We start from the raw sequence: 15,357 nt of genomic DNA on the forward strand, positions 1-15,357 counted from the left end.
CTACTGAAATACCGCGCCCAACTCACGGTTAATATTGCGCTTTTTGCAAAAAACTCTGCAACGTGTTCCAGGTAACGACGCCAATGATTTCCTGTGGTTCGTTGTCATAAACATAAATTGCACCAGAACGACTGTTGCGCAGTTTTTCATACACCTCATGCAACGTGGACTGTGCATTGAGGCCCTCCATCTGGTGGTAAATCAGTGGCTGGGCGTTGTGATCGAGGCTCACATCAAACTGAACCAGTTTGTACTGCACGTCAATTTCAAATCTGGACACCTGAACTACGACATCGGTCGGATGTTGGGACAGGTAATTTTGCAGTGCTCTGGCCGGAGCGTCGTGAAAAACTTTGTAGCGGGTCTCCATCGCCGCCAGCACACCAGTTTTTTCAAGCGTTTCGCGAATGGAAGATATGGCGTAAGGCAGGTTTTGGTAGTCAAGCTGCCGGATAAAGATAGAGCGGTTACCCAAAAACTGGGTTGAGGTAACATAGGCCGGAACGATTACCAGCATGGCGGGAAGAATAATTTGCGGGCTGTAGGACAACTCCATCACTGCTGACAAGGCTGCCAGTGGCGCATGCAGCACTGCGGTGAGCATTCCGGCGACACCGAGCAACGCAAAACTGCTTGTGTACTGTTCTGTGTTCAGCAGCGAACTTATCGGCATCAGCAGTACCGCCCCCGCCAGCATTCCAATAATCACCACCGGCCCAATTATGCCTCCGGGCACACCCAGTCCTATGGCAAATACCGCCAGCACAAATTTGGCAATCAGCACGCCAATCAGCAGAAGGGTGGTGGGGTTTGAATCAAAGAAGCGGTCGATGTCCAGAGAGTTCGCCCCCATTGCTTCAGGCAGGAACACTCCGACGGTGCCGGTTATGGCAGCGGCTAGTACCAGTCGCCAAACCATGCTCACCGGCCGGAAAAGTTGCATTATTCTCATCAGTTGGTTGTTGAACAGAGTGGCGAGAATGCCCAGACTTATGCCCAGTAAAATCAGGTACAGATACATCCACTGGCTGAATGCGGCAAAGGACAGAAAGGATAACTCATTGACCTCGCCAAACACCATGCGGGTAAGCACAGAGCCACAGGCAGCGGCCAGCATAACAGGTACAAAAATATGGATTTTGTACTCTCTGAGTACCACTTCCATTACAAATATGACTGCGGCAAATGGGGTATTGAACGACGCGGAAATGCCTGCCGCAATACCACAGCCAGCCAAAATCCGGATACTGTTGTAGGGCAGTCGCATCCATTGCCCCAGAAAGCTGCTGCCGGCAGCGCCAAGGTGCACGGATGGGCCTTCCCTGCCAACGACAAATCCACCGGCGAGCGCCAGCATGCCACCGAAAAACTGATTTATGGTGGTACGAAAAGGAATGTGCCCGTAATAGTACTTCACCCGGTGAATGACAAACGGAATGCCTAACCGGTAATGTTTGAACCCGGTGATAAAGGCAATAAGCAGAATCAGCAAAACCGAAGATATGGGCAAAAGAGCCCAGGCCAGATAGCCGGCATCGCCCAGCCACAGTTGATAATGGGTCAGGGCGTTGTGTTGCAGCCATTCCACGCATAGTCTAAACAGAATGATCAGCAGAGCGGCGCAGACTCCTCCGACAATACCTAGCAGGCAAAGCTGCACCGTGGTACGGGGGTGGGCTAATTCTTGTCTGAGTGCAGAAAGGCGCATGGAAAATTCAGATAAACTGCGTATGTTGGTTAGCTTACCACAAGCGTTTGCTTTTCATAATGTTATGACTCATGTAAGGTGAATCTAATGACGACTCCCTTCAACTGGCAGGATTTTTGACTGTGGTATCACTGTCTGACCTCAAGCGACAGTTCAATCCATTGCGCCTCACGGTGCTTATTACTGCGGCCATGCTGGCCATGGTATATCTGGGGTACCGCCTGGCCGGCTATCATTGGCACAACAACGCCAAAGTACTTGATAACGCCATGCAAACCAGTGCCATGCTAGTGGAGGAAAATGCCGGGCTGCGGGATAAACTGGCCCGTCTGGAGGTGGATGCAGAACTCTCCAAACGGGCATTGTTATCTTTGCAGGATGAAATGATTAAGTTGAACCAGCAGAGCCGTGAGCAACAACAAAAGTTGGGATTTTATCAGCGGGTGGTTGCTCCCGAAACGACACAGGATGGCTTCGCTGTCGACGGACTGCAGGTCAACCCAAGTGGCGGTGGCCTTTATCGCCTGAGTTTCGTGTTATTGCAGCAGCGTCAGAACAAAGCGGTTGTGAAAGGCAAGCTGGCGATTAAAATTCTCGGGGTGCTGGGTGATAAACCGGCCGAGCTGAACCCCGGTCAGCCTGACTTTATGCCCGAAGGCGACTTGGTCTATCGTTTCAAGTACTTTCAGGCAGTGGAAATTCCGTTTCAGTTACCCGAAGGCTTTACTCCGGAGTACATTGAGTTTTCCACCGAAGTGTATCAGTACACAACCAAGCGGGGTGACTATCAGCGGCGCGTGGCCTGGTTGCAGGTGTATGATGAACCTGACGCTGGCTCCCGCGAGACTGGCGCTAATGAGTTGATAGACGCTGGCAGTTATTAGATAATTGCCAGCTAATCTTCCTGCCCTCGATGCTGCAGGAAAGCTCTGCGGGAGGTCCCGCCGGGTAAATCATTATGAGGTAACTATGTCTGTTGAGATGGCCTTGCCGATTGAATTTTCCGACGCCGCTGCCCGCAAGGTAAAAGAGCTGGTAACTGAGGAGGAAAATCCGGCACTGAAATTACGTGTTTACGTGACCGGCGGAGGTTGTTCCGGTTTTCAGTACGGCTTTACGTTTGACGAAAAAGTTAACGAAGGTGACATGACCATCAGAAAGGAAGATGTGACTCTGGTGGTTGACCCTATGAGCCTGCAATATCTGGTTGGCGGCACTGTGGATTACGTCGATGGCCTTGAAGGTTCCCGGTTTTTGGTCAATAACCCCAATGCTACAACAACCTGTGGGTGTGGCTCCAGCTTCAGTATCTGATTCAGTTCAGGGCGTCAGCCAGTGGTGGCGCCCAGGCTTCCGAGACTGCACTTCGATTATTCACTTTTACTGGCTTTTACTGGGCGGAACCTTCCGTTTTCGCTATTGTCTGTCAAACTATGTTAGCTTTTGGTGATCCATTATCACAAAACACCCGGTTGGAACGTGAGTAGGCATATGAAACTTTTTGGCTCCACTACGTCACCTTATGTGCGACGCATTCGAATCATTCTTTCACAAACGCCACATGAGTTTATCAATCTGCAAATTTTTGAGGGCGATGACCGCGATACCCTGGCAAACCGAAATCCTGCGCTGAAGGTACCATGCCTGGAAGACGAGGGGCAGATGATATTCGATTCCAGGGTAATTTACCGCTATCTTGCCGACAAATTTGATTTTACGACACTGAACTGGGAGCAGGAAAACCAGTTGACACTGGTGGACGCAGCCAATGATTCGCTGGTGTCTTTGCTGCTGATGAAGCGCTCTGACTATGATACAGGGGAAGACCGGTTGTTTTTGCGGTTGCAGAAGGAGCGGGTTGAGGCCACGCTGGCAGCGCTGAACAAGCAGGTTGCACTGGGTGGTTTCGAAGGCTGGGATTACCCGGCAATCTGCCTTTATACCCTAATCGACTGGGTTGAATTTCGCCAGTTGCACAGCCTGAAAGGATATGACCATCTTAAAGCGTTTCGCGAGAAGCACGTGGATCGTATAGAGATTACCGCCACCGATCCACGGGAATGAGGTTAATAGCCTTTCGTGAAATCAAATTCATACAGCAGCGGCAGGCCTTGTTGCAGGCGTGACAGGTTGTTCAGAAACACTTCTGCAATATCTTCGGGCTGCGACTCTGCTGCTGTGTGTTGGGTTATCCAGATTTTTTCGTGAGACCAGTAAGGATGCTCGTCGGGTAGAGGTTCCTGCTCGAATACATCCAGCACCGCCGCCCTTAACTGCTGGTTGTCCAGCGCTTCGAGCAATGCCTGCTCCTCCAGCACTGATCCCCTGCCTGCATTGATCAGCACTGCCTCCGGATGGAGATTTTTCAGAAATTCAGCGTCAATCATATGGCGGGTTGATGGTGTGTCCGGAAGAAGATTGAACACAAAGTCACATTCGGCCGCAAACCCGGCTTTCTGATCAGGGGGGTATACGGCATCGAATCCTTCCATACGCCGCCCGTAATTGACCAGAGCCACACAGCGAAGCCCGAACATGTGTAGCGCTGGCAGCAGCGATTGCCCAATGGAACCTGCGCCTAAAATACCAATCGTTTTGTTTTGCAAAGAGAAGTACCCGGGAACTGACCAACGGGACCGGGCCTGCAACTGCGCTTGTCTGAACCCGTCCACATTGCGCGAAAAATGCAGCAGATAGGCAAACAGGTATTCCCGCATTTGTCGGGTGAATACGCCTTTTACACCGGTCAGTCGGTAATCCCGCCTGGCCAGTTTCAGCAGCGGCGCATTACCCGCCCAGGTTGACTGGCACCAGATAAGCCCGGGGCTGTGCGGAATTACCTGGGCTGCCAGATTAGGATCAGCCAGCAGGATGCTAATTTTACTGCAATCAATCTGATCACTGTTGCTGGCGGCCTGGATCACTCTGGCATTGTGTGGAAGGCAGGCATTCAGTTGAGCCTCATACGCATTGGCGTCTGCACTTAAAATACTGATGTGTAAAGCAGGCTGAACATTTGCGGCATTCATAGTAAAGATTTGTTTCCTTATGGCGGAATTATCACTTTCTCTTTGGCTGTTTATTAAAGGCAAATGTCGATTTACATTTTTGTAACACCAAAAGGAAGCGCTAATGACTCGATTACAACAAGCTAAAATACTGTCACCAATGCGAAATTCAACCCAGGCAACCAGCATGGAGACCTTGGTTTCTGAGCAATTACAACACTTCGGAATTGACGGGCAAAGTGATTATGGCCAGGCACTTGGCGCTACTGCCCGACATCTCTACGAGGCCCAGGCCGATGTAATGGAGCTGTGGAATATTACCAGCAACACACTGAAAACGTTAAGTAAAGAAGACAGGGTGGCGTATTTCAACGCGAAGAAGTTTTTGTCGTTTCAGATTGCCAAAATCCTCGACAGCCTACAGAACCCGTTTCGAAAAGTGTATCAAAGTTTGGCCGGTCCCGATGGGGGGCAGAACCATTACCCGCTGTTTGATAATGTGACCGCGCTTTTTTCGGCGACTCCGGTGGTGGTGCGCACAGCAACCTATGTATATGCCTGTACCGAATGGGTAGACGATGCGTTCCAGGGTAAGGAAGCTACTCACCAAATTTATTCCCGTTTACTCAATCCCACCAACATTTCGCTGGCAAACGCCATCGTGGATTTGGAAGCGGGCCCGTATGCAGAAGGCTATCTGGCCTGGAATTTCAATTCCGGAATGGCTGCAATTGATGGTTTGCTTTCGAATGTATTGCATCACGGTGACATCCTGATTGTTTCCCGCAATGTCTATGGCGGCGTGTATCAGTTGTTGCACGACTATTACGCCAAGGCGGAGCGGTTTGATATTAAGCTGGCCTGGTTCGATGGCTACACTGAGCAGGAGTTTATCGAATTCATGGCAGCCACCAGACGCCGCTATGAAATGGAACTTGGAGCCGGAGCGGCCATGCATGTATATCTGGAGTCGCCCTGTAACCCGCACGGTTATGTGTTGGACGTGCCGGCCATATGCCGACAAGCGCATAAACACAACGCCCTGGTGATGCTGGACGCGACCCTGGCCACACCGGTTTTACATCAGCCATTGCGCCACCCGGACAAGTGTGCGCGCCCGGATTACGTAGTGCACAGTTATACCAAGGATATTTGTGGCAGTGGTGCGACAACCGCAGGTGTGATCATCGGTGAAACTTACCGGATGTTCCAGCCCAAAGGCGAATGCATAAACGGGGTGGACTGGTCGAAAACCCTGTTTTGGGATGTTTACTACATCAAAGGTGCCTTTCTGGATTCGGAAAAGGCTTTTGATGTGCTAAATGGAATGAAGACCCTTGAACAGCGTATGCTGAGCAAGGTCATCAATACCCAGGTGTTTACGGAATTTCTTGCCCATCACCCTAAAATACGGGTAAACAGCCATGCCCTGGTTGAACATCCGAATGCGGGGCTAAAAGAAAAGCAGCACAAATATGGCTGGCCCTGCCCCCTGTTTACCGTAGATATGGCACCCGCAGGGTTAACCAAATCAGAATTTCGTCGTTTCTTTGATGCCCTTGAACCTGCCTTTAGCCACCAGGTGAGCATTGGTCAGAACAACACCATTATTTTATGTCCGGCGCTGACATCGCATTCTGAAATGAGTTTCGAAGAGCAGAAGAAAGCGGGTATTGAACCTACGACCATGCGAATAGCTATGGGCACAGACAACGTCAAACAGCTGATGGCACATTTCATTGTGACCGCCGCTCATTTCATTGACCCCAGTGTACCCGGATTTTCAGCCGGTTTTATGTCGGCATCTGAAATTGATGCACTGTATCTTAAGGTCAGTCTCCGGGTCTGTGAACAGTATCACGGCGGCCTCCGCAGTGTGGCAGACTGGTTAGCCTGACATACAGTCGGTGACGGGATACTTTGCAAGAAATCGCTCCTTTGCCGATACTGTGAGGGAGCAAGTTAATCCGGTGCTGGTATGTATCACTTTACGCTGAAAGCGACCTTCCCCTTTTCCGTTACCCATCTGTTTGACGCATTTCACAAACCGGATTTGCTGATGCAATGGTTTGCCCCCGGAGACGTGCAAATTACCCAGGTGATGTCCAATTTTGCCGAAGGCGGGCGCTACCGGGTGAGCATGATGGAACCCAGCGGTGATAGTTACTCGCTGACCGGCCAGTTCGCGACCATTCTGGCCAACGAGGAGCTGGTCTTTTCCTGGGCCTGGGAGGACAATCGGGAGGAAAGTGTTATCACCAGCGTAGACATAAAATTTGAGGCATTGGGGCCAAATTTGTCGTCTGTGCACCTGTTGCACAGTGGGTTTATGAATAAGACCGAACGGGATCAGCACCAACTGGGTTGGGTAGACTGCCTTGAAAAATTGTCTCAGCTGAAGTTTTAGCCTTCCTTATAAAATACGCCTTCATAGGAGGGCGCAGAATTGCCGAAGCGTGCTCCAGGGGCCATGGCATTAGCAGGGTTGTTTATAGTAGAGTGGCTGGTGCAGTGCCAATAAGGACCAGAACCACAGATGAAACCGATTGATTTCTCGACAAAACTTACCTCACAGCGAAAACTGGGAAAGCCAGCGGCAATTTTGCAGACCGCGCTTGAAAGCGATCGGGGGCGGATCATCAACTCTGCGGCGGTAAGACGGTTGCAGCAGAAAACCCAGGTGTTTCCGCTGGAACGCAACGCAGCAGTCCGAAGCCGCCTGACTCATTCCCTTGAGGTTCAGCAGGTCGGCCGTTTCATCGTGCAGCAAATCGAGTACCGGTTATCAAAGTTACAGCGGGGGATTGTTGGCGATTGTCGTGAATGGTTCCGCGCAATTGAAAGTCTGGTGGAAATGGCCTGCCTGATGCACGATATTGGTAATCCGCCATTCGGGCACTTTGGCGAGAAGGCCATTTCAGACTGGTTCGCCCACAACCTGCAACGCATACTTCCCAACGATCTTCGTCTTGAAGCGCCATTGTTGTATTTTTCCGTCAGTAATGACCTCAGGCAGTTTGAGGGAAACGCGCAGGCCATACGTATTGTTACGTCGCTGCTGAATCTGAATCTTACCTACAGCCAGATAGCGGGGCTGACCAAATATACCCGCCCGGCGTATCTGGACAAAAAAGACATTCCTGAAGCCCGGTCTTACCTGATGAGAAAGCCTGGGTATTATCTGTCGGAAAAAACACAGGTAGAAGAAATGTACAGGGCACTGAATATGTCGTCGCAGTCAAGGCATTTTCTGAGCTATATCATGGAAGCCGCTGATGATATTTCTTATTGCTTTGCAGACATTGAGGATGCGGTAGAAAAGAATATTCTCAGTGTCAACGAACTGATGACGTTGCTACCCGAGGCCTTTGAATCGCTGAAGCAGAAGGTTGATGATCCTACGCTGGAGTATTTCGGCCGCAGAATCCGTTTTACGGATATGCTGAAAACGGCGTACGAGAGCTATAGCCGCGAGACGGTTGATAAAGATCACCAGTTTTTTATCTCTCTGCGGGTTCAGTTGCAGCATATTTTGGTAAATTTTGCTGCAAAGCGTTTTGTCGATAATTTCGATGCCATCTTTGCCGGTACCTTTAACGCCCCCTTGCTGGAGGACCACAGTCCGGCGCATTTTGTGGCTGAGGCGTTTAAAAAGGTGGCCCTTGAGCAGGTGTTCTGCCACAGCGAGGTTGAACTGCAGGAGCTCAGGGGGCATCGCATTCTGTCGGGCCTGCTGGACTATTATATGCCGCTTTTGTTGCTGCCCAAGGACGCATTTGGCGGCTTGATTGAGCGGGATTATGGCTTTTCCCGGCAGCATCCGGTTGAACAGCGCCTGATAAACAAACTGCCGCGTAAGCACGTACGAGCATACCGAAATGCGGTTGAAAACCCGATTGAGGAAGCGGTAAATGCGCCCCGAATCTGGGAAAAATATTGTCGTTGCCGCCTGATACAGGATTTTATCAGTGGCATGACGGATCAATTTGCGTACGATGAATACAAAAGTCTGACGGTTCAGGATTAATCATTCGCCCGGGCAAAGTGTTCCTAATACGGCGGTGCGGCCGGCACCGGTAACGCTGGGCAGATTCCCGGTAACCCGGTTTATGTATGCCCAGGCCAGCCAGGCAAAGCCCGCGCCTTCAACCAACTGTGGGGCCAGCCCTAACTCAGAGGTTGAAGTCACCCGCATTTTGGGCAGGCACTGCATCAGCAAAGCCATCAGAACCGGGTTGTGGGCTCCTCCTCCGCACACATACAGTTCACTCACCTCATTGTTTAGAGGCAGTGACTGGGCGATACTGTGTGCCGTTAACGCAACCAGCGTTGCCTGGATATCCTCGGCAGGCAGCGAATAGCCGCTTAAATACGCGGATAGCCATGCAAGATTGAAGTATTCCCGCCCGGTGCTCTTTGGAGAGGATAAGCGGAAATACGGGTCACCGAGCAAGTCGTTGAGCAGATTCTGACTGACTTTTCCCGAACTGGCGAAGCGACCGTCCTGGTCGAAAGCCTTCCCTATGTGTTTCATGCACCATGCATCGAGCAGGGTGTTACCCGGGCCGGTGTCAAAGCCGGTTACGGCCTGATCTGAGCTGGTGGGGGGCAGTAAGGTGATGTTTGCTATCCCTCCAATATTGATGACCGCACGGTGATTATTTTCATCGGCAAACAGTGCCTGATGGAAGCGGGGGGCCAGAGGTGCACCCTGACCGCCCAGAGCCATGTCCTTGCGCCTGAAATCCGCGACTACGTCAATGCCTGTTAGTGCGGCCAGAGTATTGGGGTCGCCAATCTGAAGGGTAAAACCATGAGTTTCAGCTGGCGGGTAATGCCGTATGGTTTGGCCGTGAGACCCGATGGCCCTGATTGTTGATGCAGGCACGCCCGCTTTATTCAACAAACGGAACACTGCCTGTGCGTACACCCTGGCGACCGCAGTATCGGCAAACCCTAAACGGTTAATTTCATCCGCTTCGGGCTGACAGAGTCCATGCAGTTGGTTTAGTAATGCAGGAGGGTAAGTTTCGCTGACGGCATCCAGGGTGTTAAGACTGCTTTTTGTTATGTCGCACAGGACGGCGTCAACGCCGTCCATGCTGGTGCCAGACATCAGGCCGATGAAATAGGCCATAAGGCTACTTCATGGCCAGCATAATACGCTTGGTCGTATTCAGTTGTTCCATGCGATGCTGGGCGATTTCCATGAAGGCTTCGCGCTGGTTGTCGTCAATCGGCATGGCTTTGGGCAGCTCTACCGTGCGCGGGTTGCGATGCACACCGTCGACCAAAAATTCGTAGTGCAGATGGGCGCCGGTAACCATCCCTGTGCTGCCAAGATAACCCAGAGTCTGGCCCTGCTTGACCAGTTGCCCGGTTTTTACGGCTTTGCTTTTTAAATGCAGATATTTGGTGGTGTATTTTTCACCGTGCTGGACGAATACATAGTTACCGTTGTATTTGTTGTAACCTGCTTCAATAACTTTGCCGTCACCGGCCGCCATAATTGGGGTACCCACTGCAGCCACATAGTCGGTTCCGCGGTGCGCTTTCCAGCGCTTTTGTACCGGATGGAAGCGAGCCTTGGTAAAGTTGGAGCTGACGTATTTGAAGCTCACCGGAGCACGCAGGAAGCTCTTGCGCATACTGCGGCCTTCCGGCGTGTAGTAGTTACCGTCTTCGTGCTGAATTGCCAGGAACTGTTCGCCCTGGTTGATAAACTCTGCGGCGACAATGTCGCCATAACCAACAAACTCGCCGTCAATGTACTGTTCTTCAAACACCACGTTGAAGGTATCGCCCTGTCGGATTTCCATGGCAAAGTCGATGTCCCAGCCGAAAATGCCCGCCAGGTGCATGATTTGATTGTCGGTAAGCCCGGCGGCAACACCGGCGTTCCAGAAACTGGACGTGATTTCACCCTGAGCAAAATTGTGCCGCACATCAATTTCCTTGGTTTGCAGTTTCGCCTGCAACTCAGGTTGATCAGCGTCGGCCACGATCATCAGTGTCTGGGTAGGGGAAAGCTCGTAACGAAGTTTCTCAAACTCTCCGTTGCTACCGGTTTTCAGAGCCAGTTCGTCGCCAGGCAACAAGGTTACCAGGTTTTTACCCAGTTCGCCTGCATGGGTTACGCGGTAAGTATCCTGCGCTGAAAGCCCGGCTCGTTTGAAAATTTTGGCCAGTGTATCGCCATTGCCGACCTTGAAAACCTGCCAGTCGGTCTCGTCTTCGCTGAGCAGAATGTCTGGAGCTTCTTCGAGTTCGATGGTAAGGGGATACCTGACTCCGGCATCCAGGATGGTGGAGTCTTTATGGCGGCTGGCTTCTACCGGTTCGGAAGGCAGGAAAATCAGCGCGCTGATAAAGAAGCTTGCCACTGCCAGCCCGGCCCGGTGGGGCCTGGGTAAGGTTTTTAACGTGTTTAGGATCACGGAAGTATTCAATTTCATTCTCATAATACAACCCAAACTGAGAATATCGCTTTCACAGTATAGTTTCTACATCAACTGCTCAAAAAAGCAACTTTTTATCTTGTGGATGGGGTTTACAACCGGCTTTTTGACGCTCAAACCTTTCAATGGTTCATTCTGATGCGTAAAATGCCCGGCCTAGTAACAACCCGAAAAATATACAGTGTGGGATCAAGCATGAGCGACTGGCAAACAGCATTGGCTGAAATTAAACGGGGTACGGATGAAATCCTGCCTGAAGAAGAGCTAATTGAAAAACTCAAATCAGGAAAAACCCTCACGGTCAAAGCCGGTTTCGATCCTACTGCGCCAGACCTGCATCTTGGTCACACTGTCTTGATCAACAAATTGCGTGCGTTCCAGCAGCTTGGCCACAATGTGATTTTCCTGATTGGTGATTTTACGGGCCTGATTGGGGATCCTACAGGGAAAAATGTGACGCGCAAGCCCTTAAATCGCGATCAGGTGCTGGAAAATGCAAAAACCTATCAGGAACAGGTGTTTAAAATCCTTGATCCTGAAAAGACCCAAATCCGGTTTAACTCGGAGTGGATGGATCAGCTCGGTGCCGCAGGCATGATCAAGCTGGCAGCCAGCCAGACAGTTGCCCGTATGCTGGAGCGTGATGACTTCAAAAAGCGCTACAACCACGGCCAGCCAATCGCCATTCATGAGTTTCTGTACCCGCTGGTTCAGGGTTGGGACTCGGTGGCGCTGGAAGCTGATGTGGAGCTGGGTGGAACCGATCAGCGCTTCAACCTCCTGATGGGCAGGGAGCTGCAGAAAGACAATGGACAGTCACCACAGGCCATTGTTATGGTGCCTTTGCTGGAAGGGCTGGACGGCGTTCAGAAAATGTCCAAGTCTTTGAATAACTATATCGGTATTACTGATGCACCAAACGACATGTTCGGCAAAGTGATGTCGGTATCCGACGATTTGATGTGGCGATACTACGATTTGCTGAGTTTCCGCCCACTGGAAGAGATCGCAGAATTAAAAGCCCAGGTGGAAGCTGGTGCAAACCCAAGAGACACTAAGATCCTGCTGGCAAAGGAACTGATTGCCCGTTTCCATGACGAACAGGCAGCCGAAGCTGCACATCAGGATTTCATTCAGCGTTTTCAGAAAAACGCCATTCCGGATGATATGCCCGAGGTTACTCTTGCTCTGACCGACGGTGAAATTGCAATTGGAAACTTGCTGAAAGAAGCGGATTTGGTGGGTTCTACATCCGACGCAATGCGCATGATCAAACAGGGCGCGGTAAAAATTGACGGTGAAAAGGTAACTGATACGCGCTTGGTGCTGACCGAGCCGGGAGAAAAGGTGTATCAGGTGGGCAAGCGTAAGTTTGCCCGGGTAACCCTGACAAACTAGATTATTCCGCCACGCGCGCCCAACCATACAGGGCGCGCAGCCCCAAGCGTCTTGCCGCAGGAAAAGGATAACGTGGCAGCGCCCCCTGATAGATAGGAAGCTGGAAGTTAACCCTCATGCCCATCGCCCGTTGGGCCAGCCGTTTTCCTGCCAGGCTGGCAAACGAAACGCCGGAGCCGCAATACCCCATGGCATACCCAACCCTGGTTTGAGGGTCGAAAGTTACCCGGGGCAGACTGTCGAGTGAGACACTGACCCAGCCGCTCCAGAAGTGATCCACATCTATCCCTGACAGCGACGGGAAGCTTTTGAGCATGGCTCTGGTCAGGCGCTGGCAGGAAGACTGATTGTCTGCCTGTTTGGCGTTCACGGCCCCGCGCCCCCCAAACAGCAGACGACCATCGGGCAATACCCGGTAATAGTACTTCATCATGCGGGTATCCATCATGGTCATGGGGCCCGCCAGCCCTGTTGAGGCCCGTTGGGCTTCGCTGAGTGGCGCGGTAACCAGTACGCTGGACTGCACCGGAAACTGACGGCCATCCACGGCAGGGCTAAAGGACTTTGGCGTGTACGCGTTAGTGGCTACAAGTAAATTTTTGGCCGTAATGGTGCCGCCAGGAGTGTGTATTCGATGGCCGGCAAGTGAACGTTCCAGCGCCATTGCCGGCGATTGGGTGTAAATGCTGGCGCCTAACCGGTTCGCGAGTCCGGCGTAACCGTCGATAAGCTTGAGCGGATTGAGGGCAAGCCCGGATTGGACGGTGGCGCCATGGGCTCCGCTGATATTCATTCTGGACTGCAACTGAGCTGATGATAGATATTCTGCGTCGGAATCAAAGTGGTGTTGAAGGTGGGTCAGGCGTTGTTGCATCAAACTAGCCTGCCTGGTGCTGTGGGCGATTTTGTAGTAAGGCCCCTCGGCCAGGTCACAGTCGATATCACCTTCATGAATCAGGTTTTTGAGTTCAGTCACTGCATCGGAAAACTCTCTTTGCATGCCCAGGGCAGTGGCTTTGTCCCACTTTTTTTGTATGTCTGTCAGGCTCAGGCGCCCGGTGCCAGAAAGAACAAATCCGGCATTGCGCCCCGCACAGCCAAATCCGATTTCGTGACTGTCGATTACAGTAACGTTCTGACCCTGACGGGCCAGTTCGCAGGCCGCGGACAGTCCGGTATATCCTGCGCCTATCACGGCCACATCGGTCGTAACGTCGGAATTGAGAGTGTCAAACTTGCAGGGGGTGAAATTAGCCCGCCAATAACTGCTGGCATGGGGATGGTGTGGGCTTACGCCAAAACTTCTTAAAGGGTCGTAATTCATTTAAACCGTAACATCATTTCTGCGGCTGTGCATTCACAAGGCCCCGGGCACACCGGGCAAACATAGCCTTCGTACAAAGAATCGTGGCGCCACTTATTGGGGTGCTCCTTGATGAGCTGGCCACCGTTGTGGACAAAATACCGGTAGGCACTGTTGCCGGGGCTGGCCAGCCAAATATGGGCCAGACCTGCCTGAGCGCCTTGCTGAGCGGCACGTTCAATTGACAACTGCAGTAATCTGCTGCCAATTCCTTGTTTCTGTGCCAGGGGAGAAACCGTATTGCATTTGAAATAACATACTTTTTCGGCATCGACGGGCCACTTCTCAGGGCTGCACCATTTGTCCGGTTGCCACTGGGAATGGGCGTAGGTGAGGCGGAAGCCAACAATCTGCTGGTTCTGCAACGCAACCCAGCTGGCATTAATGTTATGATGCCAGCTCTTTTGATAAATGTGTTTTATTGACGACATCGACAGATAATTGTCGCCATGAACCTCGTTTCCCAGGGTAATGACTTGTTCAAAATGACCCGGATCCAGAGGTGTGTATTCCACACTACTGGTCATGCCGGCCCTTCATTGCTTCCAGGTGCACATCCAGGGCTTCCACCGATATGAGGATTTCCCTTACCGACATCCATAGCGAATAAAGCAGGCAGACCAGACTGGCGGCAAATATCCAGTTGCCTGCAGTCTGGTAGGTCAGGTAAATAGCCAGCATGGAAAGTACGCACAAAAAGAAGCTGATGACGCCGGCAATCTGCATTCTCTTGATCAGCTGTATGCGTTGGCGCAAATTGCGGATTTGGGCCGACGTATTGTGATCCATAATTTCACGGGTGAAATTTCGAATGATGGTGGCCAGGGCCAGAAAGCGGTTGGTATAGGCAAGCAGTAACAGGGATATGGCCGGAAACAGCATGGCCGGAGTAGCAATATCAATTATCATTCGCAAGGATCATTAACAGCATAATCAGTAATTAGCCAGTGTAGCAACGCCCGAAGGTTTTGACTATCCCGGCATCCTTTACATCTGGTCAATGGGCAGACCTGCCTCATACCATCCCATCATGTCACCTTCCAGGTGGCGAAGGTCATTGAACTGGTGTTCTGCCAGTACTTCCATTGCCAGACGGGCCCGTCTGCCGGAGCGGCAGTACAAGACAACGGGCTTGTTCTGGTATGCCCTTAGTGAACTCACGTATTCGCCGATTTTGTCATAGGGCATATTAATGGCGCCGGGTATGTGCCCTTCTGCAAACTCTTCCGCGCTGCGTACGTCAATCAGCAACCAGTCCTGCTGACTGACTTTGTCCAACAATTCTGCCGACGCCTGGACAGTGCCGGGCGGCGTGGTTTCCGCCCGGTTGTACAGGGCAGGTAAAAGCAGAAGCGTAAGCACAACTGCGATAATTAATGTCTGATGCTTCATATAGTTACCCTGACTGCCCTGCTTTTAACC

At 51.6% G+C, this 15,357-nt stretch carries 15 protein-coding genes; 7 read left to right on the top strand and 8 right to left on the bottom strand.

Annotated features, from left to right (window positions below; genetic code table 11):
• Positions 1–28: 28 nt before the first annotated feature.
• Positions 29–1,708, bottom strand: a complete 1,680-nt coding sequence (locus DXV75_RS00410; RefSeq protein WP_115591258.1) for a chloride channel protein — start codon at positions 1,706–1,708, stop codon at positions 29–31.
• Between the two features lie 122 nt (positions 1,709–1,830).
• Here DXV75_RS00410 and DXV75_RS00415 point away from each other — a divergent pair, with 122 nt between their 5' ends.
• The 3 genes from DXV75_RS00415 (at position 1,831) to DXV75_RS00425 (ending at position 3,772) form a co-directional block, all read left to right on the top strand.
• Positions 1,831–2,592 (top strand): DUF6776 family protein, encoded by a 762-nt coding sequence (locus DXV75_RS00415; RefSeq protein WP_115591259.1) that lies wholly within the window; start codon positions 1,831–1,833, stop codon positions 2,590–2,592.
• Between the two features lie 85 nt (positions 2,593–2,677).
• Positions 2,678–3,022 (top strand): iron-sulfur cluster insertion protein ErpA, encoded by a 345-nt coding sequence (gene erpA, locus DXV75_RS00420; RefSeq protein WP_115591260.1) that lies wholly within the window; start codon positions 2,678–2,680, stop codon positions 3,020–3,022.
• 177 nt (positions 3,023–3,199) lie between these two features.
• Complete coding sequence (locus DXV75_RS00425) at positions 3,200–3,772, top strand: glutathione S-transferase family protein (RefSeq protein WP_115591261.1); 573 nt, start codon at positions 3,200–3,202, stop codon at positions 3,770–3,772.
• Positions 3,773–3,774: 2 nt separating this feature from the next.
• On the opposite strand, the gene DXV75_RS00430 is transcribed toward DXV75_RS00425, so the two are convergent.
• Positions 3,775–4,737: a D-2-hydroxyacid dehydrogenase gene (locus tag DXV75_RS00430; protein ID WP_115591262.1), complete on the bottom strand. Its 963-nt coding sequence runs from the start codon at positions 4,735–4,737 to the stop codon at positions 3,775–3,777.
• 103 nt (positions 4,738–4,840) lie between these two features.
• Between DXV75_RS00430 and DXV75_RS00435 the strand changes: the two genes are divergently transcribed.
• From DXV75_RS00435 to dgt, 3 genes are all read left to right on the top strand, one after another.
• Positions 4,841–6,613: a trans-sulfuration enzyme family protein gene (locus tag DXV75_RS00435; protein WP_115591263.1), complete on the top strand. Its 1,773-nt coding sequence runs from the start codon at positions 4,841–4,843 to the stop codon at positions 6,611–6,613.
• Positions 6,614–6,694: 81 nt separating this feature from the next.
• A complete protein-coding gene (locus tag DXV75_RS00440) occupies positions 6,695–7,123 on the top strand; it encodes an SRPBCC family protein (protein ID WP_115591264.1) in 429 nt (142 codons plus the stop codon).
• A 129-nt stretch (positions 7,124–7,252) separates the two neighbouring features.
• On the top strand, positions 7,253–8,743 hold the full coding sequence (gene dgt / locus DXV75_RS00445) for a dGTPase (protein WP_115591265.1): 1,491 nt from the start codon (positions 7,253–7,255) through the stop codon (positions 8,741–8,743).
• Here dgt and DXV75_RS00450 read toward each other — a convergent pair whose 3' ends face one another.
• Together DXV75_RS00450 and DXV75_RS00455 are read right to left on the bottom strand one after the other, a co-directional pair.
• Positions 8,744–9,853: an anhydro-N-acetylmuramic acid kinase gene (locus DXV75_RS00450; protein WP_115591266.1), complete on the bottom strand. Its 1,110-nt coding sequence runs from the start codon at positions 9,851–9,853 to the stop codon at positions 8,744–8,746.
• A 4-nt stretch (positions 9,854–9,857) separates the two neighbouring features.
• A complete protein-coding gene (locus DXV75_RS00455; RefSeq protein WP_115591267.1) occupies positions 9,858–11,177 on the bottom strand; it encodes an OapA family protein in 1,320 nt (439 codons plus the stop codon).
• A gap of 192 nt (positions 11,178–11,369) precedes the next feature.
• Here DXV75_RS00455 and tyrS point away from each other — a divergent pair, with 192 nt between their 5' ends.
• On the top strand, positions 11,370–12,572 hold the full coding sequence (gene tyrS, locus DXV75_RS00460) for a tyrosine--tRNA ligase (protein WP_115591698.1): 1,203 nt from the start codon (positions 11,370–11,372) through the stop codon (positions 12,570–12,572).
• 1 nt (position 12,573) lies between these two features.
• On the opposite strand, the gene DXV75_RS00465 is transcribed toward tyrS, so the two are convergent.
• The 4 genes from DXV75_RS00465 to DXV75_RS00480 all read right to left on the bottom strand — a co-directional run bounded on the left by DXV75_RS00465 (position 12,574) and on the right by DXV75_RS00480 (position 15,327).
• Positions 12,574–13,896 carry an NAD(P)/FAD-dependent oxidoreductase gene (locus DXV75_RS00465; RefSeq protein WP_115591268.1) on the bottom strand — a complete coding sequence of 441 codons (1,323 nt, stop codon included), beginning with the start codon at positions 13,894–13,896 and terminating at the stop codon, positions 12,574–12,576.
• Positions 13,893–14,462: a GNAT family N-acetyltransferase gene (locus tag DXV75_RS00470; protein WP_115591269.1), complete on the bottom strand. Its 570-nt coding sequence runs from the start codon at positions 14,460–14,462 to the stop codon at positions 13,893–13,895. The genes DXV75_RS00465 and DXV75_RS00470 overlap by 4 nt, the downstream gene beginning before the upstream one ends.
• Positions 14,452–14,844: a DUF2721 domain-containing protein gene (locus DXV75_RS00475; protein WP_115591270.1), complete on the bottom strand. Its 393-nt coding sequence runs from the start codon at positions 14,842–14,844 to the stop codon at positions 14,452–14,454. The genes DXV75_RS00470 and DXV75_RS00475 overlap by 11 nt, the downstream gene beginning before the upstream one ends.
• 78 nt (positions 14,845–14,922) lie before the next feature.
• Positions 14,923–15,327, bottom strand: coding sequence for a rhodanese-like domain-containing protein (locus DXV75_RS00480; protein ID WP_115591271.1), 405 nt, complete (start codon positions 15,325–15,327; stop codon positions 14,923–14,925).
• Positions 15,328–15,357 lie beyond the last annotated feature (30 nt).

This window comes from Alteromonas aestuariivivens (assembly GCF_003367475.1).
In the GTDB taxonomy this organism is placed as follows: domain Bacteria; phylum Pseudomonadota; class Gammaproteobacteria; order Enterobacterales; family Alteromonadaceae; genus Alteromonas; species Alteromonas aestuariivivens.